Source organism: Pseudomonas sp. CC11G (genome assembly GCF_056174845.1).
In genome coordinates, this window is the sequence record NZ_JBWBZC010000006.1 from 84,361 (window position 1) to 104,336 (window position 19,976).

Here is a 19,976-nt window from a genome sequence, read left to right on the forward strand (position 1 = left end):
GCGCGGCCGTCTCCTTTATAAGGGAGCGTCAGAAGCGCTTGCTGGCCGACACCACCACGGTGGCGGAACAGTCGCCGCCCTTGCCGAAGTTGTTTTTGCATTCGGCTTCGGACAGGTCGGTGTCGATATAGGCAGCCTTCCATTCCAGGCCATAAGCACGTTTGCTCAGGGCCACGCCCCAGTCGCTGTAGCCGCTGCGGTAGTCGCCGCTGCCCGAGCGCCAGGCCTGGTCGTCGTTGGTCCAGGTATGGCCGTAGCGCACGTTGAGTTTGGTGGTCCAGGGCAGATAGAAATCATATTCCGCCCAGCCGATGGTGCGTTCTTTGGGCCGGGTGGTAATGGCCGCGTCGGGCGGCAAGATGCCGAACTTGATCAACTGATCGACCTGCTTGGCGGCCGCTTCACGGGCCGGCGGGTTTTGCAGGTCGTCGGCGCGTTTGATGCCGATGGTGGCGTTGCGGTAGCCGAAGGTGCCGATCCATTCGCCGAAGTTGATCCAGCTGTCACCGGGGTATTCATAGCGCACGTACGACAGCGAAAAGCGGGTGTTTTCGGTAATGGGACGGGCGATGCCGACGTAGTAGTCCCACTCGCGATTACTTTGCGTGCCCATGTCGACGTTGGCGGAAAACACGCCGGCGTACAGGCCGCTGACTTTATGCACAAGGGTGGCGGCGGTAAGGAGTACCGGACCGCCATCCTGATTGAGCGAAAAGCCGCCGACGCGGTAGTCGCTGGCCAGGCCTACGTTGACGTCCAGCAAGGTTTCAGGCGTCAGGTCGATGGCCTGGGCGGAGAGCGAAAGGCCGAGAAGCGTGCCGGCTAACCCCCAGGTTGAAAGCTTGTTCATGCAGTTCTGCTCCGTTGTTTTGTTTGAATTGGCAGAGAAACGCGTTGTGCAGCTGTTGTTGTTTTCATCGCTCCAACGCCCTGGCACATTTTTTTGGGCAACACGGGGCCGTCGGCTCGGAATGAGGCGAGCCGCGGACTGCGCGGGGTGGAGTCGTTTAGTAGCGGGTGAGGTGCTGGTGCAGCAGAATGCGGGTGGTCATAAATCGAACCCTGATGCACAGCGCTCGGCTCCCTTCGCCGGCGATGGCATATTTTTATAACTGTAAAAACTTATAGTCAAATAAAATATTTGCTCTCGATAAAATTACCGACATTTTGGAGCCGGCATAACCGCGGCAAAAATGGCCTGGAGGCCGCGGAAATGTTAAAGAGTGAACCCTTTTCCTGATGCCCTGCTCTACCGTCTGCGAACGGGTCGCCTGCCATCGAAACGTCGTCAACGACGGCTATTCTTGAACCCGTGTTTAATTTTTAAGCGCCCGAGCGAGGAGCGTACGGATGTCGGAAACCATTCAGGTATTTGTGGGCTGCGACCCCAACGACTGCGATCTGGAGCAGATGATGGTGCTGGACTACAGCATCCGTAAGCACTGCTCGCAGCCGGTCAATATCCACTGGATGCAGCTGTCGCGAGACCCGCAAAGTTTCTGGTATTCCAACCCCGAGCAGCAGCAAGGCTGGCGCACCGAGGCCTGGACCACGCCGTTTTCCGGCTTTCGCTGGGGCATTCCGGCGTTCTGTGGCTATCAGGGCAAGGCCATCTATATGGATACCGACGTGATCGTGCTCTGCGACCTGGCGGAAATCTGGAACAGCACCTTTGCCCCCGGCAAAACAGTGATGGCCAAGGGTGGTGAGCAGTCGTGGCGGTTCTGTGTGTCGATGTGGGATTGCGCTGAAGCGCGCAACCATTTGCCGCCGATTGAAGACCTGCGTGGCAAGCCGGAAATGCATCAGCAGTTGAAGAAGTACTACAAGAAAAACCCTCAGGTGATTCAGCCGTTCAACCCGCAGTACAACAATATCGACGGCGAAGGCTCACCCATTGAGCAGATAAAAATTCTGCATTACTCGGACATGGGCACCCAGTTTTCCCACGCCCTGTCCTTCGCCCGCCTGGCGCGCGAAGGCACGCCGCACTGGTTCGACGGCACCGTAATGCCGCACCCGCGCCAGGATTTGCAGGCGCTGTTCGAGCAGTATTACCAGCAGGCGCTGGACGCCGGTTACAGCCTGGATAACTACCGGATGCAGAACGTGTTCGGGCCGTTCCCCAAGTACTCGCAAAAGAGCTACTCCGGCAACGACGTGACCCGGCCCAAGCACTGGTGGAAACGCATTGGGCTGTTCAAGGCGCTCAGCAAGCACGGTTGATGGTTAGAGCGCCTGAAGCAGGCGCTCCAGTTCTTCCCGTTCCCAACGGCTGAGCAACTGAACGGGGTCGCTGCCAAAGCGGCCCCAGCCTTCCACAGTGCCCACGCGGCCGCCTGGCGCGATGCATTCGGCGCAGTAGCCGAGTTCGTTGCCGTCGTTGAATAACGTCAGCTGCCAGCCATCGACCCGAATCGGCATGGGCCCGCAGTAGATAGCGGCCCAGCCCTGCTCACCCGCGCGACTCATCTGGCGCACGCCTAGGGCGATGTCTTTCAGTAGTTGATAGGCCTCGCGGGCGCTAAGGACAGGCGTGGACATGGAGCGAGTTACCCTTGAAACGCAAAGTGGCGAAGGTTAAGGCCTAACCCGGCTACAGGCGAGCAGCAGCGTAAACAGGCACCTCCATGTCTCCCCCAGACAACTTCCCCGTGCCTGCCCGCTCTATGGTGATGGCCCCTACCCCACTACTTGGAGCCACTCGTGGCCAATTCCCCCATCACCGTTTTGCGCGATACCCAGCCGATGCCCGTTGTCGACGCCTGCAAATGGGAGCGCATCGAAGGCGACCCACACACCGTCAACCTCAACGCTTACACCTCGGAAGATGGCAGCAAGATCATGGGCACCTGGATCTGCACGCCGGGCAAATGGCGCGTGGAATATGTGAAGTGGGAGTACTGCCATTTCCAGGAAGGCTACTGCGTGATCACCCCGGACGGCCTGGCGCCGATTCATCTGCGTGCTGGCGATATCTTTGTGGTGGAGCCGGGGATGAAAGGCACCTGGGAAGTAGTGGAGACGGTTCGTAAGTATTTTGTGTTTGCTTGATCGTCTGCCTTAAAAAATCCGTTGATACGGCGCCAGCAATTTCGCGCTTTGCGTCAGGCCCTGGCGCAACAGCAACTCGAGGTAGGCCTGTGCCGTCATCGGTGGTTTTTTCAGGGAACGAAAATGGCGCTGCACAGCCTGCAGCACGGCGGCCTGGTCGAGGTCGATCAGGTCGGCGATAAAGTTGTCGGGGTGCATCGCTTCGATGTCGTACCCGACCAGCGCGGCGCGGGGGAAATCCTTCAGATTGAAGGTAACCACCACGTCGGCCTTGCCACGAATGGCGGCCGCCAGCACATGGCGGTCATCGGGGTCTGGCAGAGTGAGTTCGGCGCATAACGGCTCGTAGCCGGTAATCACCGCATCGGGGATCGCAGCGTCCATCAGGGCGGAGGTGCGATCGAGTTGTTCCGGGGAAATGTCTGGTCTGGCTTTGAGCAAATTACGCTTCCATTCCAGGTGTATCTGCTGCGTCCAACGGGCCCGAAACAGGCCCGTCAGCCCTAACCTCATCAGAAAATCCCGCAATGGGGCCGGGTACAGCACATTCGCATCAAACACGGCAGTAAACGGTGAACACCTCATTCGTACCCCATACGCAGCTCCTGCGCCTGTTGGGCCAACGCATCCATTGCGTCGACGCTTTGTTGATCCCGACGGGATTTGAACGCCATCAAATCAGAAAACAACACGCGCCGGTGACGGCCGGTTCGGGTGAACTTCACCTCACCGCTCTCCAGCAACTTCACCAAATGGGGACGTGAGACGTTGAGCATGTCGGCCGCTTCCTGGGTGGTGAGCTCGGCATGGATGGGCACGACCTTTACCGCGTTGCCCATTGCCAGCTCGCCAAGAATGTCTACGAGCAGGCGCAGCGCCGAGGTGGGCAGTTCCACCGTGTGGGCGTTGTCGTGTTTGTCGAAGATTTCGATGCGCTGGGTTTCCAGCCCGGTTTCCAGGTACGCAGCAAGAGTGCGCTGGCCTTGGACGGCGGCCGCCACTTCCCGTTCAGCGGGGTGGGGAATTTGACTGAGGTCGGGGTGGGTCATGGCAAAAACTCCGGATCGGCGAAACGTGACTGCGAGAAGACTATTCGAAATAATCGAAAATCGCAATAAACGAAACGCCGTGGAATTTTCTGCTTTGTTTGTACGACACCGGTACGGATGGCGCCAAGGCCACCCGGTACCGACTACTGCTTAAACCGCCGCGGTAGACGCCACTTTAGCCGGCCGACTAACCCGCAACGCCACCAGGCTACCCACCACGGTCAGCGCGGCAAGGCTATACAGCGCTACATCGGTGGAGCCGGTCTGGTCTTTGATCCAGCCGACGATATAGGGGCTGAGGAACCCCGCCATCTGGCCAATGGAGTTGATCAACGCCAGCGCCGCCACTGCCACACTGGCGCTGAGGAACGCGGTCGGCAGCGGCCAGAACATCGGCAAACCGGTGAGTGCGCCCATGGTCGCGATGGTCAGGCCGAGAATGGCGATTGCCGGCACGGTGGCGAAGTTGGCAGCAATCACCAGGCCGATGGCGCCCATCAGCATCGGCACCACCAAGTGCCAGCGGCGTTCGTTGCGCAGGTCGGCTGAGCGACCTACCAGCAGCATGAACACCCCGGCAGCCAGGTAAGGCACGGCGCTGATCCAGCCGATTACCAAGGCGTCGCTGAAGCCGAGACTCTTGATGATCGACGGCAGCCAGAAGTTGATGGCGTACACACCGCTCTGAATGCAGAAATAGATAAAGCCCAGCACCCAGACAAAGGGCATGGTCAGCACGGCCAGTACCGAGGTGTTGGCCTGCGCCGGACGGTTGCGGTCGTCGAAGGCGATATCGGCGGCTACCCGGGCGCGTTGTTCCGGGCTCAGCCAGCGCGCACTTTCAGCGTTGTCGCACAGCAGCCAAAACGCCAGAACGCCCAACAGCACAGTGGGCAGGCCCTGAATCAGGAACATCCACTGCCAACCGGCCAGGCCGGCGTGGCCTGCGGCGAAGTGGTTGAGAATCCAGCCAGAGAACGGCCCGCCAAGCAGCCCAGACACCGGAATCGCCGACATGAACAGCGCCATGATTCGCCCGCGACGCTGGTTGGGGTACCAGCGCGAGAGGTACAGCACGATGCCGGGGAAGAAGCCCGCTTCGGCCATACCGGTCAGAAAGCGCAGAACGTAAAACTCCATCGGCGTGGTGACAAACAACAGGCACGTGGAGAAAAAGCCCCAGGTGATCATCATCAGGCCAATCCAGCGGCGCGGGCCGAAGCGGCTCAGCGCCAGGTTGCTGGGCAACCCGCAGAGCACATAACCGATAAAGAAAATGCCGGCGCCAAACCCGTAGATGGTTTCGCTGAAGTTCAGGGCATCGAGCATCTGCAGCTTGGCAAAGCCGACGTTTACCCGGTCCAGGTAGTTGAACAGGTAGCAGATGAACAGAAAGGGAATCAGGTGCAGGGTGACGCGACGGTAGACGGAATCGCCTTCAACGTCGCCCAGATCCTTGATCGAGGGGTTGGGCATGGGGGTCAATCCTCTGTGCGTGGTGCTTGTTGTTGTAGGCCAGTGCGGCAAAGTGACGGCGCGACGGGCGTTTCGAGCTTAGTGTTTTGACCACCACAGTGCTTTGGGGCTTTGCACCCATTTACCGGCTATTTTCTGTGTCTTCGCACAAAACGAACGCCAGTTAGTGGAATTTACCTACGACATTGCAGCTTGTTGGCGACCACCTTTGGGCGTAATGACAATCCGACCGTGCAGGTGTTGTATGGTTGCCCAATCGTTTTCTGCCAGGACCCGGCGCATGTTCGAACTCACCCACCAACTGGCGCAGAACATCGTCGACCGCGCGATGGCCATCCTCCCCTACAACGTCAACGTGATGGACAGCCAGGGGCTGATACTGGCCAGCGGCGAGGCCAACCGCATCAACACCCGCCACGAAGGTGCACAACTGGTGTTGGCCAATCACCGCATCGTCGAATTGGACGAACAGGCCGCACGCACGCTCAAAGGCGTGCAGCCGGGCATCAACCTGCCGCTGATGCACGATGAACAGTTGATCGGCGTGCTGGGCATTTCCGGCGACCCACAGGTACTGCGCACCTACGCCGAACTGGTGCGCATGACCGCCGAAATGCTGGTGGACCAGAGCCGCATCCAAGCTGAACAACAATGGCGCAAAACCCGCTGCGACGACCTGCTGGCCGTGCTGCTGGGGGAAACCGGTGGCTCGCAACGGCTCATCGATGAGGCCCACCAACTGGGCCTGAAACCGCACCTGAGCCGCACCCCACACCTGATCGAAATCGCGGACGGGCAAAGCTCGGCCGAACTGGCCGACTGGTTGCGCAGCCATTACACCGACAGCTGGTGCAGCACCCCGGCGCCGCACACCGTGTTGTGGTGCTGCCCCGTTTCCATCGACCCGCAGCGCTTCGGCGAACGCCTGAAAACCCAAGGCTGGAGTCTGCAACGCATGGCCTCTGGTATGCCCTGTGTGGACGTACATGCACTGCGCCGCTGCTGCCACCGGATTTCTGAGTTACTGGCCTATGGGCAAGCGGTAAAACCCTATCGCCTGTTCTTGTCGCTCACGCGCTGCCGCCTGCCCACCCTGCTATGGACTCACCGCAGCGAGGACACCCTGGGCGAGCTGTTGGTGCCGCTGCACAACATCGTGGCCCGCGACGGCAATGGCCAACTGCTGCGCACGCTACGCAGCTGGTGCGAACACAATGGCCAACCGCAGGCCTGCGCCGACGCCTTGGGCATTCACCGCAACAGCCTGCGCTACCGTATGGAGCGTATCGCCGAGCTGACCGGCAAAGACTTGAGCCGTCTGGATGATCTGGTGGAGCTGTACCTCGCCGTGCAACTGATGCCCAGCAGCGGCTGAGTTTGTCTGTCTGCACAAACGGCAACGCACCGTCTTGTGTATTCAGCCAAAGCGCAATGCCGAGCAAGCGTGCCAGCATGGCCGCTTTTAAATGCCTGTATGCCGGAGCCTGTTATGAAAATCGTCATCGCCCCCGACTCCTTCAAAGACAGCCTGGGTGCCGCCGAAGCGGCCGCCGCCCTGGCCCTTGGTTTTCAGGATGTGTGGCCCGATGCCGAGTTGGTGCAATGCCCGATGGCCGACGGCGGCGAAGGCACCATCGACGCGATTCTTGCCGCGCTGGATGGCGAGTCGCGCAGCACGCAGGTAAGCGGGCCACTGGGCCAGCAGGTGAAAGCGCGTTGGGGCTGGTTGCCGGAATCACGCACAGCAATTATCGAAATGGCCGAAGCCAGCGGCCTGCAATTGGTGCCGGTGGAACTGCGTGATGCGCGCTTCAGCTCCACCCGTGGCACCGGCGAGTTGATCCTCGCGGCCCTGGATGCCGGCGCACAAAAAGTGATTCTGACCATCGGCGGCAGCGCCACCAACGACGGCGGCGCCGGCATGTTGCAGGCCCTGGGCGCCAAGCTGCTGGACGCCGGCGGTCACCCCATCGACCCGGGCGGTCTGCCGTTGTCGGTGCTGAGCATTCTCGATATCAAGCAACTCGACTCGCGCCTGGCCGCTGTGCAGGTGGAAGTCGCCGCCGATGTGGATAACCCGCTGTGCGGTCCCCACGGTGCGTCGTTCACCTTCGGCAAACAGAAAGGCGCCAGCCCCGAGCAGATCAAACAACTGGACGCCGCCCTCGCCCACTTCGCCGATGTAGCGGCCGTGGTGCTGGGCAGCGACCGGCGTGACGAGCCCGGCGCGGGTGCCGCCGGGGGTATCGGTTTTGCCGCCAAGGCGTTTTTAAATGCCACGTTCCGCCCCGGCGTCGAGGTGGTGGCTGAGCTCACTGGGTTAGCGGAAAAGATGCAGGGCGCCGACCTGGTGGTGACCGGCGAAGGCCGCTTCGATGCGCAAACTTTGCGCGGCAAAACCCCGCTGGGCGTGGCGCGTGTGGCCAAGCAGTTCGAGTTGCCGGTGGTGGTGGTGGCGGGCACCCTGGGCGAGGGTTACGCCCAGTTGTATGACGCGGGCGTTCACGCCGCCTTTTCGCTGGCCCATGGGCCGATGACGCTAGAAGAGGCGTGTCAGCAAGCCCCGGCGCTGCTGCGCGAACGGGCTCGGGATATTGGCCAACTCTTGCAGGTTGGCCTGACGCTCAAGGCGCCGAAAAATCCAACGCTCGGTTAGGGTGCCTTGGCGAACGGCTGGGACGGCTGCCTTAGTCGTTGTAAATGCGGATATAGCTTTTCACCAGACTGGGCACCCGCTCCTTGCTCCACACCCCGTCGCCGTTGCGTGAACCTTTTTCGTTGGTGTTGCCCTCGACGGTATGGATCGCCTCCTTGGCGGTCTTCTGGTCTTCCACCACCAGGCCGATATGGGAGAAGTCGTACACCACAAAATCCCCGGCTTTGGCTTTAGCGGTTTCCGGCAGCAGTTGCAGGCCGCGTTGGGTGGCCCACTTTTCCCAGCCAAAGGCGCTAGCGTCGCGGCAGCGCCATTTTTCGGCGAGGGAGAAGGTGTCGAGTTTCAGCGAGGCGCGCACGGTTTCGATTTCCAGCCATTCGCGCATCAACCAGCAGGTGAATGCCGCGCACCACGGCCAGGCGCCCGGTGCCAGCCAGGTGGCGCCTTGGTATTCGACGATACGGATGCCGGTGTTGTCGGCCTCGGCTTCACGGGTGCCGACTTCTTTGCTGGCCAGGTCGATCAGTTGTTGGATATGGGCGTTCATGGAGCCTCCAGTCGTCTCAAAAGGAACGCTTGAGACTGAAGGACGGCTAAACCACCCAAGCCTGGCAAGCGTAGATCGCCTGGCGGCAAACGCAACGCGGGCTGACGGCGCGGCGCATATCGCCGCCATCAACTTTCTCAATAAGCCCGCCGGGTGGTCGCCGGCTAAGCTGCCTCCCATCGCCCATTCAACCCTATGCACGGAGCAACCCCATGACCAACCCCGCCGCCGATCTCGATGATGAAACCCTGGCCTTTGCCGAACGTGTATTCGATGCCGCGCGCACGGGCGCAACTGCCGATTTGCAGGCGTTGTTGGCGCAAGGTCTGCCGGCCGATTTACGCAACCACAAGGGCGACAGCCTGGTGATGCTGGCCAGCTACCACGGTCATCTGGAAACAGTGGCGATGTTGCTCGACCACGGCGCCGATGCGGACCTGCGCAATAACAACGGGCAAACGCCGCTGGCCGGTGCGGTGTTCAAGGGCAATCTGCCGATGCTGGAATTGTTGTTGGCCAAAGGCGCGGATGTGGAAGGCGCCACCCCGGACGGCAAAACCGCGCTGATGATGGCGGCGATGTTCAATCAGGGCGCGGCCATTGATGTGCTGCTGGCCCATGGCGCGAACCGCGAGGCCCGCGAACAGGGCGGGCTGAGCGCGCTCGATCTGGCCCAGCGGATGAATACCGCGCAGGCGCTGGAGCGTTTGCAAGCGGTCTGATGCGGGTTGAATACGGTGGCGATTCGGGTAGGCTCGTGGCCTTTCTTACTTAAGGAGTTTCTGCCATGCCTAAAGCCACCGCCCGCCACATCCTGGTTTCCAGCGAAGCCAAGTGCAATGAACTGAAGGCCGCCATCGAAGGCGGTGCCGACTTCGCCCAGGTCGCCAAAGACAACTCCAGCTGCCCATCCAGCCGTCAAGGCGGCGACCTCGGCTCGTTCGGCCCAGGCCAGATGGTTAAAGAATTCGACACCGTGGTGTTCAGCGCTCCGGTAAACGTGGTGCAGGGCCCGGTGAAAACCCAGTTCGGCTACCACCTGCTGGAAGTGACCAGCCGCCAGGACTGATCCTGCCGCCAACGCCCTGGGTGTGTTTTTACAACGCGCCCAGGGCGTTTTTGTTTCTGCCGTTTGGGGGCCGACCGGCGGATTAAACGCAAGACGTTCTCATTGATTTGACATTGACCTATGGCAAGGGGATGCCGGTAAGGCCGCCGTATAACCGTGCGACCTTCACGTCCTAACCCATGAGGTCCGCATGAAACTTACATCCGCCAGCATCTGCGCAGCCGCCGACGACCTGAAAGGCTTTGTCGGCTTCAACACCAAAACCGGCCAGCACCTGGTGCGGTTCAGCGAGGACTCCTTCGGTCTCGACGTGGTGGAAAGCAGCATCACGCCCACCTGCGAATTTGTATGGGTGCAGGTTGAAGGCGACCTGATGACCCTAAGCCGCGACTGCCTGCAACTGCTGCTGAACCAGAATATCGACGACCGCCTTAACCTCGCCCCCGAACTGCACGTGTATATGCGCCGTCGCGACCTGCCGGAAATCCGCGCGGAGCGGCGCTTGCAGAAAACCTGCAGCGGCGAGTGCCAAAACGGCACCTGCAAAAACGGCCATGACCACCACCATTCAGCCGAACGGCTGCCCACTACCACCCTGCTGTAACCCGCCTTGGTCTAAATAAATGGCTGCGCCCTGTCGAATTGCCGCGCTGGCATTCGACCAGGGGTGTAGGCGCTATACCCGGCGCCGCGCCACTTAGGAGAACGACCACCATGGTTCGGGATATTTTCGTCAATCTGCCGGTAAAGCATCTGCCCAAGGCCATCGCCTTTTTCACCCACTTAGGCTTTACCTTCAACCCGCAATACACCGACGACACCGCCACGTGCATGATTCTCGGCGAGCACATGTACGCCATGCTGCTGACCGAGGAAAAATTCCAGAGTTTTACACCCAAGGCCCTGTGCGACGCCAAAACCCACAGCGAAGTGCTGACCTGCCTGGCAGTGGATCACCGCGAAACCGTGGATAGCCTGGTAAACAAAGCGTTGGCGGCCGGCGGGCGCACCCTGAGCGACCCCAAGGATTACGGCTTTATGTATTCGCATGGGTTTGAAGACCTGGATGGGCATATCTGGGAGTTGGTGGCCATGCAGGAAGAAGCGGTCGCCTAAATCGCAGGCAACAAAAAGCCCGGCCAGTGCCGGGCTTTGGGAGGGTGAAACCTGGCCAGTATCAGGCCAGGGTGTGAGCCTGCAGACGATCAGCACCGCCTTCGGCAACGGTGTTGGTGCGATCTGCACCGCCTTCAGCAACGGTGTTGGTACGGTCTGCACCGCCTTCAGCTACACGGTTGAAACGTTCAGCGCCGCCTTCAGCAACAGTGTTGGTGCGCTCTGCGCCACCTTCGGCAACGGTGTTGGTACGGTCTGCACCGCCTTCAGCTACGCGGTTGAAACGTTCGGCGCCGCCTTCAGCAACACGGTCCAGAACCATGTAACCGCCTTCGTAGGCGACACGTTGATCTTGTTGCAGACGGTCAGCGCCACCTTCGGCGTGAGCGGCTGGCAGGGTGAACAGGCTAGCGACGAACAGTGCGGCGAATGCTTGAGATTTCATGATGGTGCTCCAGAAGATTGGGGTGGCGTAAGTGAGTACGGGGCCAATCTTACGGATCGCCAGCTGATTAAAAAGTGAACGCTCGCGATAGCCACCATCGATAGGAATGATAGCGGTGAAATGGCTTAATTATCAGAAGGTTGAACCAAAAGCATCGAGGCTGAAGCCTCTCCCACAAGAGCATGCGCCCCCTGTGGGAGAGGCTTCAGCCTCGAGTTTTTGTTTTGAAAGCTGTAAGTCAGAGCAGCGTTTTGACCGCAAACGCACCGCCAACCGCCAGCACCAACGCCAACACGCTCAGCAGCACCTTGTTCACCGGCCGCGCCTCGGCCACCGCTTCCTGCTGAGCGGCATTGGCAGCCGCAACTTTCAGCGGATTGACCGTCGCCGCCTGCGCAACAGGCTTGGCCGTCGCCGGCTTGGCCACATTCACCACGGGCATAAACAAGGTGGCGTCTTCGTCTTCGGCCTGAGCCACGTCCACTTTCGGGCCAATAACCAGCAGGGTGACCGAGCCCATGCGCACCTGATCGCCCGGTTGCAGCACGGCCATGCCGACCTTCAGGTGGTTGACGAACACGCCATTGGCCGAGGCCAGGTCTTTGATTTCCAGCACTTCGTCTTTAAGGAAAAACTCGGCGTGGCGGCGCGACAGTTCCAGGTCGGCAAAACACATTTCGCACTTCACCGAACGCCCAAAAGTCATCGAACCGGTGACATGGAATTTATGTCCCTGGTGCTGCTCGCCCGTGATGACTTGCAAGAACCAACGCGGCGCGGCGACCGGTTTGGGTTTGCTCTTGGCTGGGTCGATCAGGGTCAGTTCAAGGCTGCCAAGGCGCACGACATCGTCCGAGCGAAGTTGGTAACGCGCGCCAACCCGTTCGCCATTGACGAAGGTGCCGGCGGCCGTGCCGCAGTCGGTGAGGTAATAGAGGCCGTGGTCCTGGCGGATTTCCGCGTGGAAGGGGCTGATGTCGGTGTCGGGCAGCACCAGGTTGTTGCGGCTGTCCTGGCCGATGGTGAAACGCTCGTCGACCAACCAGAGAGGGGCCTGACGGTTGTCGCTGAAGTGAATCCTGAGCATGTGCGGCACGACCTTGAGAAATGACAGCCAACGGAGGACGAAGAATCCCCTAGGCGGCGCCCGCAAAGGCCCCGCACAAGTGAAGTATCACTTTGCCACTAGTTGAAGAGTTTATTCCACAAGCGTTTGACTACATTCGGATTTTTTTCATCGACAGGGGCTGCCGAGGCACTGCTGGGGGCGGTATTGCGTACGGGTACAACGGCTGCTGCGGAGGCGGCTTTCTTCTTCGCCGCAGCGCGCGCGGCAATGGCAGCCTGGGTTTTGCGCACGCGTTCGTCGTGGTCATTCAGGCTTTTCAGCAGTTTTTCGTTGTCCGGCTGGGCTTCCAGGCCGCTTTTCACCAGTTGCAGGGCCTGGTCGAACTGCAGCTTCTCGTAGGCCACTTCGCTCAGGTCGAGAAAACGGTCGGCCACGGCTTGCAGACCGGTCAACGCCTGGTCGTTACCCGGCGACCAGCCCAGCACCTGCTGGTAGTAAAACACCGCATTGTTGCCTTCTGGCTGCAGCAGCTTGTCTTCGCTGGCGGCTTTCTGCGCCAGGTTCAGGCTGTTGGCGATACGTGCTTGCAGCACGCGTTGCAACCCATCCAGAGCCTCGTCGTTGTTCTTGTCGATCAACAGCACCTGGCGGTAGAAGTAGTCGGCGTTGTGTTCTGGCGGGTCGACCAGCTGCCTTCGTTCAGGCTCAGTTCGCCCTGAGTCAGGAGCTCGGTGATTTTCTGCTGTTGCAGGTAGTAGTACCCGCCTACGCCGGCGCCGCCGATGATCAACACCAACGCGAGGGCCGCAATCCACAGTTTGGATTTGCCTTGCTGGGCTTTCGGCGCCTTTTCCGCTGGTGCTTTGTTCGGCACCAGTTGGGCCACGCGCTGGGGTTTTTCTTGGTTTTGAGCTGCACTACCGGGGCCAGACGCGTGTGGTCGAGGTCTTGCTCATTCAGTTCGGCCAGGCTGGCTAGCAGCACATGGCAGTCGGCGAAACGGTCTTGCGGGTCTTTGGCCAGCATGCGGTTTAGCAGGTGTTGGTACTGGCGCAGCTTGTCGGGCAACTCCGGCACGTCGAGCTGCACATGGTTCATCACCGTCTGGGTGTAGCTGGCGCCCTTGTAGGGGTTATTGCCGGTGAGCATCTCCAGCAGCAGCACGCCGAGGCTGTAGATATCGCTGCGCGCATCCAGCGGTTCGCATTGGGCTTGTTCAGGGCTGCTGTAAGCCGGGCTGCCGACGGCGACATTGAAGTGGGTGAGTTCGCTGTTGAGGTCCACTTCCTTGGCGATGCCGAAGTCGGTAATCACCGCCGTGCCATCGGCGCGGAACAGGATATTGGCCGGCTTGATATCGCGGTGCACCATGCCTTTGTCGTGCACTACAGCAAGGCCGCTGGCGATCTGGCGGACGATGCTCAGTGCACGCTGGGGTTCGAACACTTCGCCTTTGTGCTGCGCTAGGTCGCCGCCGGCGACAAACTCCATGGCCAGGTAATAGCGGCCATCGGGGAGCTGGTCGATGTCGTGGATGGTGATGATCGACGGGTGATGCAGCGAGGCAACGATGTGCCCCTCTTTGATAAAGCGCTTGCTGAAGGCTTCGTCGTCGTTGGTGAGCAGCACCTTGATCGCCACCTGGCGATGCAACGACTCCTGGGTAGCCAGGTAAACCTCCGCCATACCGCCTCGGCCCAAACGGCCATGCACGAGGTAACCCGGAATTTCTAGCAAGCTGTCATTCATAAGAGGGTGCTACGCATCTTGTAGTTATCAGCCCGCAGGCTCTAGGTCAGGGGGCGAGAGGAACGTCGGCAGTGCCGCCCGTTGAATCTGGAATGCACCCAGAGAAGATTCTCCGAGATTGCGCGCATTTTCCAACAAATTGTCAGAGTTTTCCTAGATTCAAAAGTTTCCTGAGAAAACTCTGTGGGCGCTTATTCGCACCAATTTGTTCCACGACTGCGAGGCCGATCACGATGCAGGAGATATTGTCCCGCCCACCAGCCTGGTTGGCGCTGGCAATCAGTTGCTCCACCAATTCGTCCAGGGTGCTGGCGTTGGCGCACAGCTGCTGAATCTGCTCATCGCGCACCTCGCCTGTCAGGCCGTCACTGCACAGCAGCAATAACTCGCCCGGCGCCAGGGTGCCGCGTACCACGCTGACTTCCAGGGTCAAACTCCGGTTGGCCGAGGCAGCGGGTGACTACGTTGCGCCGTGGGTGGTGGCGCGCTTCGTCCTGATTCAGTTGGCCGCTGTCGACCAGTTCCTGCACCAGGCTGTGGTCGCGGCTGACCTGCTCAATGCCCTGCCCGCTGACGCGATAGGCGCGGCTGTCGCCGACCCAGGCCAACTCGAACTGCGCCGCTGAACCTGGCCGCCACCAGGGTGGTGCCCATGCCGGCGGAATCGGCGTCGTGCTCGCCGGCAGCAATGATCGCCGCATTGGCGCTGTGGGCCGCATGCTCAAGGGTTCACCCAGTTGCACGGCTTCGAGCAAGGTATCCAGGGCCAGGGCGCTGGCCACTTCGCCACGCTGGTGACGCCATGCCGTCGGCCACGGCCCACAGGTTCAGTGCCGGGCAGCAAAGCACCGCATCTTCGTTGTGCGTACGCACCCGGCCACTGACCGAGAGTGCGGCATAGCCAAGGGAGACTGGAGCAAAAGGAGTGGGCATAAGCGATGCAGGACCGATTCGATATGGGTTGTAGGAAAAAGGACGCTGAATGATGCGACCGTGCTACAGCCCTGTCATCGCTTTTACGCAAAAGTGTTTAAACAGTCGAGACTTGCCGTGCGACAGGCAACTCGATTGAGGGGGTGCCAGCCGGAGGCAGACCGACTAAAATCGGCAACCTTATTTCGTCGCCCTGGTTTTACGGCCCTTCACCGGCCCTGTAGCCCGCGCCACGAGCCTTACTTCCCGTCAGAGCAAGAGAGCCAGCAATGGGCGCACAGTGGAAAGCCAAACCTAAAGAAGCCGCCGCCAACGCCAGAGGCAAGATTTTTGGCCGCTTGGTTAAGGAAATCATGATCGCCGCCCGTACGGCGCCGACCCGGACCTCAACCCCAAGCTGCGTTTGGCCATCCACCAGTCGAAAAAGGCGTCGATGCCTAAAGACACCCTGGAACGCGCCATCAAGAAAGGCGCCGGCCTGTTGGGCGACACCCGTGACGTTCCACCACGCCACCTACGAAGGCTTCGCGCCGCACCAGGTGCCGGTGATCATTGAGTGCCTGACCGACAACATCAACCGCACCGTCGCCGAAATTCGCGTGCTGTTCCGCAAGGGCAGATGGGCGCTTCGGGTTCCGTAACTTGGGATTTCGACCACGTCGGCCTGATTGAAGCCAGCCCCGAAGGCGCTGCCGACCCGGAAGAAGCCGCTATCGAAGCCGGCGCTCAAGACTTTGAGCCGCCGAAGAAGGCGCCACCCTGTTTATTACCGAACCTACCGACCTCGACGCCGTCAGTCGCGCCCTGCCCGACCACGGCTTTACCGTAACTCGGCGAGCCTGGGCTACCGCCCGAAGAACCGGTGACCTCGCTGACCGAGGCGCAGATGGAAGAAGTCGAAGCCTCCTTGAAGCCCTGGATAACCATGACGACGTACAGAACGTGTACGTCGGGCTGTCGGGCTGATACCGCCAAGGGCATCGCGGTTATCGCCGCGGTGCCCTGCCCTCTTCCTTTATTACCTCCCCGGACTCCTCCAATGACCACCCCAACACCTTCGCCCGACCAGCCTGAACAACCGAGCGAAGTGGACGCCACCACCGACACTCAAGAAAAGAAAGCCGGTTTCAGCTTTCCGTTTTCCGCTTTGCCAAAGGCGCCCAGGACAAATCCCAGCTGGGCTACAAGCCCATGGACAAGTCCAACCACGACAAGAAGCCGGGCCGCGCGCCGAATGGCACCCGTCGCTCGATGGGCAAACGTTGAGTGGCGTAGTCGCTGGCCTGCTGTTGAAGGCCAATGAGGCGCGTATCGTGACGCTCGCTGGCACGCGCGCCAGCCACAGCCTGGTGGCGGAAAAATTCAACAAGCTGGCCGTGCCGAAAAACCCAACGCAAGAAGATGTGGCCGCATTTGTGCGGGCGCTGAGCAGCTTTTGCACCGCCAACAAGGTCGAGAAGTTGATGCTCAATCGCCGCGCTACGGCCGGCCAGGGTGCAGGCGGCGCGGGTACGTTTGTATTGGAAGGCGTGGTGTTGGCCAGTGCGCTGATCCCGGTGGACTTCGCTCACCCGGCGACCATGAAGGCCACTGACCGCAAGGCCGGCGACAGCAAAGCGCAGAAACCGACCACCATCGACCTAGGCAAAGCCTACGACCTGGCTTACGAAGGCCTGCTGTAGGCCGCATCGGCACCAATGAAAAAATCCGCCAGACGCTCGATCAGCAGCGGCTTGCTATGGCTGAACCAGCGTTTCGCCGCCCGCTCCTGCCATTCTTCGGCGCGGTCCAGGCTATGGCGCGGCACAAATTCAGCGAGAAACAGGCCCAGGCTGAGCAGGTTGATTTCATGCCCGGCCAGGGTGATTTTTTCCAGCAACTCATGCAGCGCAGCGCGTAGCTCTGGCGGCCAGTGTTGGCCGGCGCAGAGTTGTTCTTCCAATGCGCGGCAGGTGTCGAGATTTTCCAGCATTGCGCTCTCCGTTTTTACGCCAGCACCGCAACCGACTTCACTTGCGCCCACAGTGCCTGGCCGACTTTCAATTCAAGCTGATCCCGGGAAAAACGCGTGATCCGCGCCAGAAGCGGCGTGCCTCGCATATCCAACTGCACCAGCACATGGGCGCTATTTTCTGCAGCCACCTCGGCCACCACCGTTACCGGCAACACATTGAGAATGCTGCTGTGTGCCGGCTTTTGCAGGGCCAGGCTGACATCGCGGGCCTGCACCTTGAAGCGCATCTGTTTGCCGACGGGCAACGGCGCATGGGCCACCTGAATACGCAGTTCGCTTTCAGCGAAACCGAGGCTCAGCAGTTGATAGTCCTCGTTGTAGTCGCACACTTGGGCTTGCACCACCACGCCGGCGTCATCGCTTTGGGCCATGGGCAGGTCCAGCCGCGCCAGCAGTTCGCCCACCGGGCCGCTGGCCAAGGCGCGGCCTTGGTCGAGCAATACCAGGTGGTCGGCCAGCCGCGCCACTTCGGCGGGAGCATGGCTGACGTACAGCACCGGAATATCCAATTCGTCGTGCAGGCGTTCGAGGTACGGCAAAATTTCGTTTTTGCGTTTGTGGTCCAGCGCGGCCAGTGGCTCGTCCATCAGCAGCAGCTTCGGGCTGGTGAGCAAGGCGCGGGCAATGCCGACACGCTGGCGCTCGCCGCCGGACAAGTGCTCGGGCATGCGCTCCAGCAAATGTTCGATACCCAGCAATTCGACAGCCTGGGCCAGCTTTACCCGCTGCGCCGAACCGCCAATACGCTTGAAACCGAACTCCAGGTTACGCCGCACCGACAGGTGGGCGAACAGGCTGGCTTCCTGAAAAACATAGCCCAACGCGCGTTGGTGAGCAGGCAGAAAAAAGCCATCGGCGCTGTCTTGCCACAGCTCGCCGTTCACTCGCAGGTAGCCATGGCTGGCGCGCTCCAGCCCTGCCACGCAGCGTAGGCAGGTGGTTTTTCCGGAGCCGGATTCGCCGAACAAGGCGGTGACGCCGCGGCCGGGAACTTGCAAATCAACGTCCAGGCTAAAGCCTGAATAGTCGACTTTGAAACGTGCTTCGATCATCTCACCACCGCCTTGGTGCGGCCTTTAGCCTGCAACACCAGCAAGATGACGAACGAGAACACCAGCATGCCGCCGGCCAGCCAATGGGCCTGGGCGTATTCCATGGCCTCGACGTGATCGAAGATTTGCACCGAGACCACGCGGGTTTTGTCCGGAATATTGCCGCCGATCATCAGCACCACGCCGAACTCACCAATAGTGTGGGCGAAGCCGAGAATCGCAGCAGTTAAAAAGCCTGGCCGCGCCATGGGCAGGGCCACGCTGAAAAAGGTGTCGAGGGGGCTGGCGCGCAACGTCGCCGCCACTTCCAACGGCCGTTCGCCGATGGCCTCGAAAGCGTTCTGAATCGGCTGCACCACAAAGGGCATCGAGTAGAACACCGAACCGACCACCAGGCCGGCAAAGCTGAACGGCAAAATACCCAGGCCGAGGCTCTGGGTGATTTGGCCGATAAACCCGTGGGGGCCGAGGGTGATCAACAAGTAGAAACCGATCACCGTCGGCGGCAGCACCAGCGGCAATGCCACCACGGCCGCCACCGGGCCCTTGAGCCGGGAACGGGTACGCGCCAGCCACCAGGCAATGGGCGTACCGATGACCAGCAAGAGCACGGTGGTGAGCGATGCCAATTGCAGGGTCAACCAGATCGCAGCGAAATCAGCGCTGGTCAATGACATCGCCAACGTTCCTCAGAGCTTAGAGTTGATAACCGTAGGATTTAATCACAGCAGCGGCCTTGGCACCGTGCAGGTATTCCACCAGGGCTTTGGCAGCGGCGCTGTCTTTGCCTTTGTTCAGAATGACGGCGTCCTGCTTGATCGGCTCGTGCAGGGAGGCTGGCACCAACCAGGCGGAACCGCTGGTGATCTTGCCGTCTTTGTACACCTGAGACAGCGCGACAAAACCCAATTCCGCGTTACCGGTGGAGATAAATTGCAGGGCCTGGGTGATGTTCTGGCCCTCAACAATTTTCGGCTGCACGGCAGCGGTCAGGCCCAGTTTTTCGAGCACTTGTGTGGCGGCCAGGCCGTACGGCGCGGCTTTCGGGTTGGCGATGGCCAGGTGTTGGAAGGCGTTTTTCTTCAGCACTTCACCTTTGTCGTCTACATAACCTTCTTTGGCCGACCACAGCGCCAGAGAGCCGATGGCGTAGGTGAAGCGCGAGCCTTTGACGGTTTCGCCTTCGCTTTCCAGCTTGGCCGGCGTGGTGTCGTCGGCCGCCAGGAACACTTCGAACGGCGCGCCGTTTTTGATCTGGGTATAGAACTGGCCGGTAGCGCCGTAGGAGGCGACCAGTTTGTGGCCGGTGTCTTTCTCGAAATCGGCGGCCAGGGCTTGGATCGGCGCGGTGAAGTTGGCAGCTACCGCCACCTGCACTTCATCAGCAAAGGCACCGCTCAGTGCGAACGTGGCGGATAAGGCGACAACCAGGCGAGACATACGATGAATCATGGACAACTCCTTGTTTTTGGTTTTGATGCGATGAGGTATTCGGTGCTTTCGCTGTGTTCCGGAATATATAGCGCCTAGGGTGACAGCGAATAGCACGACGAGACACTGCCGGTGCATTTGCGTGGAATCCGACCTGGAACTAACCGAAACCGACCGTGTTTTTTGCCCCGATCGACGATGGGCCGCATCTTGAAAATATTTGACTTTAAAGTCAAGTTTTGGCGTTATGCACGCCGTCCACTGTGTTTGTGAAGCAGCCTAACGCCAAGGACTTGGCTTGAAACGCCGATTCTAC

Annotated in this window: 22 protein-coding genes and 4 pseudogenes; 12 read left to right on the top strand and 14 right to left on the bottom strand. The window is 60.3% G+C overall.

Annotation, left to right across the window (positions count from 1 at the left end; all coding sequences use genetic code 11):
* Nucleotides 1–28 precede the first annotated feature (28 nt).
* Nucleotides 29–850, bottom strand: coding sequence for a TorF family putative porin (locus tag AC0V2S_RS10305; RefSeq protein WP_475509658.1), 822 nt, complete (start codon nucleotides 848–850; stop codon nucleotides 29–31).
* Between the two features lie 500 nt (nucleotides 851–1,350).
* Here AC0V2S_RS10305 and AC0V2S_RS10310 point away from each other — a divergent pair, with 500 nt between their 5' ends.
* The gene (locus AC0V2S_RS10310; protein WP_475509659.1) at nucleotides 1,351–2,226 is read left to right on the top strand and encodes a glycosyltransferase family protein; all 876 of its coding nucleotides are present in this window, start codon (nucleotides 1,351–1,353) and stop codon (nucleotides 2,224–2,226) included.
* Between the two features lie 3 nt (nucleotides 2,227–2,229).
* Here the strand turns inward: AC0V2S_RS10310 and AC0V2S_RS10315 are convergent, their stop codons facing one another.
* The gene (locus tag AC0V2S_RS10315; protein WP_475509660.1) at nucleotides 2,230–2,544 is read right to left on the bottom strand and encodes a DUF7693 family protein; all 315 of its coding nucleotides are present in this window, start codon (nucleotides 2,542–2,544) and stop codon (nucleotides 2,230–2,232) included.
* A gap of 204 nt (nucleotides 2,545–2,748) precedes the next feature.
* On the opposite strand from AC0V2S_RS10315, the gene AC0V2S_RS10320 reads away from it, so the two are divergent.
* A complete protein-coding gene (locus AC0V2S_RS10320; protein ID WP_475509854.1) occupies nucleotides 2,749–3,054 on the top strand; it encodes a cupin domain-containing protein in 306 nt (101 codons plus the stop codon).
* A gap of 9 nt (nucleotides 3,055–3,063) precedes the next feature.
* On the opposite strand, the gene AC0V2S_RS10325 is transcribed toward AC0V2S_RS10320, so the two are convergent.
* From AC0V2S_RS10325 to AC0V2S_RS10335, 3 genes are all read right to left on the bottom strand, one after another.
* Nucleotides 3,064–3,639, bottom strand: coding sequence for a PIN domain-containing protein (locus AC0V2S_RS10325; RefSeq protein WP_475509661.1), 576 nt, complete (start codon nucleotides 3,637–3,639; stop codon nucleotides 3,064–3,066).
* Complete coding sequence (locus tag AC0V2S_RS10330; RefSeq protein WP_475509662.1) at nucleotides 3,636–4,103, bottom strand: helix-turn-helix domain-containing protein; 468 nt, start codon at nucleotides 4,101–4,103, stop codon at nucleotides 3,636–3,638. The genes AC0V2S_RS10325 and AC0V2S_RS10330 overlap by 4 nt, the downstream gene beginning before the upstream one ends.
* 150 nt (nucleotides 4,104–4,253) lie before the next feature.
* The gene (locus tag AC0V2S_RS10335; protein ID WP_475509663.1) at nucleotides 4,254–5,579 is read right to left on the bottom strand and encodes an MFS transporter; all 1,326 of its coding nucleotides are present in this window, start codon (nucleotides 5,577–5,579) and stop codon (nucleotides 4,254–4,256) included.
* A 280-nt stretch (nucleotides 5,580–5,859) separates the two neighbouring features.
* Between AC0V2S_RS10335 and AC0V2S_RS10340 the strand changes: the two genes are divergently transcribed.
* Both AC0V2S_RS10340 and AC0V2S_RS10345 read left to right on the top strand, forming a co-directional pair.
* Nucleotides 5,860–6,954: a sugar diacid recognition domain-containing protein gene (locus AC0V2S_RS10340; protein WP_475509664.1), complete on the top strand. Its 1,095-nt coding sequence runs from the start codon at nucleotides 5,860–5,862 to the stop codon at nucleotides 6,952–6,954.
* A gap of 114 nt (nucleotides 6,955–7,068) precedes the next feature.
* Nucleotides 7,069–8,235, top strand: a complete 1,167-nt coding sequence (locus AC0V2S_RS10345) for a glycerate kinase (protein WP_475509665.1) — start codon at nucleotides 7,069–7,071, stop codon at nucleotides 8,233–8,235.
* A 31-nt stretch (nucleotides 8,236–8,266) separates the two neighbouring features.
* Here AC0V2S_RS10345 and AC0V2S_RS10350 read toward each other — a convergent pair whose 3' ends face one another.
* Nucleotides 8,267–8,782 (bottom strand): hypothetical protein, encoded by a 516-nt coding sequence (locus AC0V2S_RS10350; protein WP_475509666.1) that lies wholly within the window; start codon nucleotides 8,780–8,782, stop codon nucleotides 8,267–8,269.
* Between the two features lie 212 nt (nucleotides 8,783–8,994).
* Here AC0V2S_RS10350 and AC0V2S_RS10355 point away from each other — a divergent pair, with 212 nt between their 5' ends.
* The 4 genes and pseudogenes from AC0V2S_RS10355 (at nucleotide 8,995) to AC0V2S_RS10370 (ending at nucleotide 10,967) form a co-directional block, all read left to right on the top strand.
* Nucleotides 8,995–9,504 (top strand): ankyrin repeat domain-containing protein, encoded by a 510-nt coding sequence (locus AC0V2S_RS10355; protein ID WP_475509667.1) that lies wholly within the window; start codon nucleotides 8,995–8,997, stop codon nucleotides 9,502–9,504.
* A gap of 65 nt (nucleotides 9,505–9,569) precedes the next feature.
* On the top strand, nucleotides 9,570–9,851 hold the full coding sequence (locus tag AC0V2S_RS10360; protein ID WP_271197580.1) for a peptidylprolyl isomerase: 282 nt from the start codon (nucleotides 9,570–9,572) through the stop codon (nucleotides 9,849–9,851).
* 190 nt (nucleotides 9,852–10,041) lie between these two features.
* A pseudogene (locus AC0V2S_RS10365) lies at nucleotides 10,042–10,356 on the top strand (DUF2025 family protein); the annotation flags it as partial.
* A 209-nt stretch (nucleotides 10,357–10,565) separates the two neighbouring features.
* Entirely contained in the window at nucleotides 10,566–10,967 is a 402-nt protein-coding gene (locus AC0V2S_RS10370) for a VOC family protein (protein WP_475509668.1), read from the top strand.
* Between the two features lie 61 nt (nucleotides 10,968–11,028).
* Here the strand turns inward: AC0V2S_RS10370 and AC0V2S_RS10375 are convergent, their stop codons facing one another.
* The 4 genes and pseudogenes from AC0V2S_RS10375 to AC0V2S_RS10390 all read right to left on the bottom strand — a co-directional run bounded on the left by AC0V2S_RS10375 (nucleotide 11,029) and on the right by AC0V2S_RS10390 (nucleotide 15,163).
* Nucleotides 11,029–11,412, bottom strand: coding sequence for a phage infection protein (locus AC0V2S_RS10375; protein ID WP_475509669.1), 384 nt, complete (start codon nucleotides 11,410–11,412; stop codon nucleotides 11,029–11,031).
* A 238-nt stretch (nucleotides 11,413–11,650) separates the two neighbouring features.
* The gene (locus AC0V2S_RS10380; RefSeq protein ID WP_475509670.1) at nucleotides 11,651–12,499 is read right to left on the bottom strand and encodes an FHA domain-containing protein; all 849 of its coding nucleotides are present in this window, start codon (nucleotides 12,497–12,499) and stop codon (nucleotides 11,651–11,653) included.
* A 98-nt stretch (nucleotides 12,500–12,597) separates the two neighbouring features.
* Nucleotides 12,598–14,230 (bottom strand): annotated as a pseudogene (locus AC0V2S_RS10385) (serine/threonine-protein kinase).
* Nucleotides 14,231–14,372: 142 nt separating this feature from the next.
* A pseudogene (locus tag AC0V2S_RS10390) lies at nucleotides 14,373–15,163 on the bottom strand (PP2C family protein-serine/threonine phosphatase).
* 403 nt (nucleotides 15,164–15,566) lie between these two features.
* Here AC0V2S_RS10390 and AC0V2S_RS10395 point away from each other — a divergent pair.
* The 4 genes and pseudogenes from AC0V2S_RS10395 to AC0V2S_RS10410 all read left to right on the top strand — a co-directional run bounded on the left by AC0V2S_RS10395 (nucleotide 15,567) and on the right by AC0V2S_RS10410 (nucleotide 16,845).
* On the top strand, nucleotides 15,567–15,719 hold the full coding sequence (locus AC0V2S_RS10395) for a hypothetical protein (protein WP_475509671.1): 153 nt from the start codon (nucleotides 15,567–15,569) through the stop codon (nucleotides 15,717–15,719).
* Nucleotides 15,709–15,992 (top strand): annotated as a pseudogene (locus AC0V2S_RS10400) (YebC/PmpR family DNA-binding transcriptional regulator). Before AC0V2S_RS10395 ends, AC0V2S_RS10400 begins: the two are co-directional and overlap by 11 nt.
* Entirely contained in the window at nucleotides 15,968–16,129 is a 162-nt protein-coding gene (locus AC0V2S_RS10405; RefSeq protein WP_475509855.1) for a hypothetical protein, read from the top strand. Before AC0V2S_RS10400 ends, AC0V2S_RS10405 begins: the two are co-directional and overlap by 25 nt.
* A 296-nt stretch (nucleotides 16,130–16,425) precedes the next feature.
* On the top strand, nucleotides 16,426–16,845 hold the full coding sequence (locus AC0V2S_RS10410; RefSeq protein ID WP_475509672.1) for a DUF3010 family protein: 420 nt from the start codon (nucleotides 16,426–16,428) through the stop codon (nucleotides 16,843–16,845).
* Here AC0V2S_RS10410 and AC0V2S_RS10415 read toward each other — a convergent pair.
* The 4 genes from AC0V2S_RS10415 to modA are packed head-to-tail and all read right to left on the bottom strand — an operon-like array spanning nucleotide 16,827 to nucleotide 19,681.
* On the bottom strand, nucleotides 16,827–17,135 hold the full coding sequence (locus AC0V2S_RS10415; RefSeq protein ID WP_475509673.1) for a hypothetical protein: 309 nt from the start codon (nucleotides 17,133–17,135) through the stop codon (nucleotides 16,827–16,829). The two genes, AC0V2S_RS10410 and AC0V2S_RS10415, sit on opposite strands and share 19 nt — an antisense overlap.
* 14 nt (nucleotides 17,136–17,149) lie before the next feature.
* Nucleotides 17,150–18,229 carry a molybdenum ABC transporter ATP-binding protein gene (gene modC / locus AC0V2S_RS10420; protein WP_475509674.1) on the bottom strand — a complete coding sequence of 360 codons (1,080 nt, stop codon included), beginning with the start codon at nucleotides 18,227–18,229 and terminating at the stop codon, nucleotides 17,150–17,152.
* Nucleotides 18,226–18,912 (bottom strand): molybdate ABC transporter permease subunit, encoded by a 687-nt coding sequence (gene modB / locus AC0V2S_RS10425; RefSeq protein ID WP_178086457.1) that lies wholly within the window; start codon nucleotides 18,910–18,912, stop codon nucleotides 18,226–18,228. Before modB ends, modC begins: the two co-directional genes overlap by 4 nt.
* A 13-nt stretch (nucleotides 18,913–18,925) precedes the next feature.
* Complete coding sequence (gene modA, locus AC0V2S_RS10430) at nucleotides 18,926–19,681, bottom strand: molybdate ABC transporter substrate-binding protein (protein WP_475509675.1); 756 nt, start codon at nucleotides 19,679–19,681, stop codon at nucleotides 18,926–18,928.
* Nucleotides 19,682–19,976: the final 295 nt, after the last annotated feature.

What these genes read in the sequence shown, in the direction of transcription:
- AC0V2S_RS10320 (WP_475509854.1), top strand. Translation starts at nt 2,749, where the DNA reads ATGCCCGTTGTCGACGCCTGCAAATGGGAGCGCATCGAAGGCGACCCA.
- AC0V2S_RS10355 (WP_475509667.1), top strand. Translation starts at nt 8,995, where the DNA reads ATGACCAACCCCGCCGCCGATCTCGATGATGAAACCCTGGCCTTTGCC.
- AC0V2S_RS10305 (WP_475509658.1), bottom strand. Translation starts at nt 850, where the DNA reads ATGAACAAGCTTTCAACCTGGGGGTTAGCCGGCACGCTTCTCGGCCTT.
- AC0V2S_RS10345 (WP_475509665.1), top strand. Translation starts at nt 7,069, where the DNA reads ATGAAAATCGTCATCGCCCCCGACTCCTTCAAAGACAGCCTGGGTGCC.
- AC0V2S_RS10325 (WP_475509661.1), bottom strand. Translation starts at nt 3,639, where the DNA reads ATGAGGTGTTCACCGTTTACTGCCGTGTTTGATGCGAATGTGCTGTAC.
- AC0V2S_RS10380 (WP_475509670.1), bottom strand. Translation starts at nt 12,499, where the DNA reads ATGCTCAGGATTCACTTCAGCGACAACCGTCAGGCCCCTCTCTGGTTG.
- modA (WP_475509675.1), bottom strand. Translation starts at nt 19,681, where the DNA reads ATGATTCATCGTATGTCTCGCCTGGTTGTCGCCTTATCCGCCACGTTC.
- AC0V2S_RS10415 (WP_475509673.1), bottom strand. Translation starts at nt 17,135, where the DNA reads ATGCTGGAAAATCTCGACACCTGCCGCGCATTGGAAGAACAACTCTGC.
- AC0V2S_RS10375 (WP_475509669.1), bottom strand. Translation starts at nt 11,412, where the DNA reads ATGAAATCTCAAGCATTCGCCGCACTGTTCGTCGCTAGCCTGTTCACC.
- AC0V2S_RS10335 (WP_475509663.1), bottom strand. Translation starts at nt 5,579, where the DNA reads ATGCCCAACCCCTCGATCAAGGATCTGGGCGACGTTGAAGGCGATTCC.
- AC0V2S_RS10330 (WP_475509662.1), bottom strand. Translation starts at nt 4,103, where the DNA reads ATGACCCACCCCGACCTCAGTCAAATTCCCCACCCCGCTGAACGGGAA.
- AC0V2S_RS10340 (WP_475509664.1), top strand. Translation starts at nt 5,860, where the DNA reads ATGTTCGAACTCACCCACCAACTGGCGCAGAACATCGTCGACCGCGCG.
- modC (WP_475509674.1), bottom strand. Translation starts at nt 18,229, where the DNA reads ATGATCGAAGCACGTTTCAAAGTCGACTATTCAGGCTTTAGCCTGGAC.
- AC0V2S_RS10360 (WP_271197580.1), top strand. Translation starts at nt 9,570, where the DNA reads ATGCCTAAAGCCACCGCCCGCCACATCCTGGTTTCCAGCGAAGCCAAG.
- AC0V2S_RS10310 (WP_475509659.1), top strand. Translation starts at nt 1,351, where the DNA reads ATGTCGGAAACCATTCAGGTATTTGTGGGCTGCGACCCCAACGACTGC.
- AC0V2S_RS10315 (WP_475509660.1), bottom strand. Translation starts at nt 2,544, where the DNA reads ATGTCCACGCCTGTCCTTAGCGCCCGCGAGGCCTATCAACTACTGAAA.
- AC0V2S_RS10370 (WP_475509668.1), top strand. Translation starts at nt 10,566, where the DNA reads ATGGTTCGGGATATTTTCGTCAATCTGCCGGTAAAGCATCTGCCCAAG.
- AC0V2S_RS10350 (WP_475509666.1), bottom strand. Translation starts at nt 8,782, where the DNA reads ATGAACGCCCATATCCAACAACTGATCGACCTGGCCAGCAAAGAAGTC.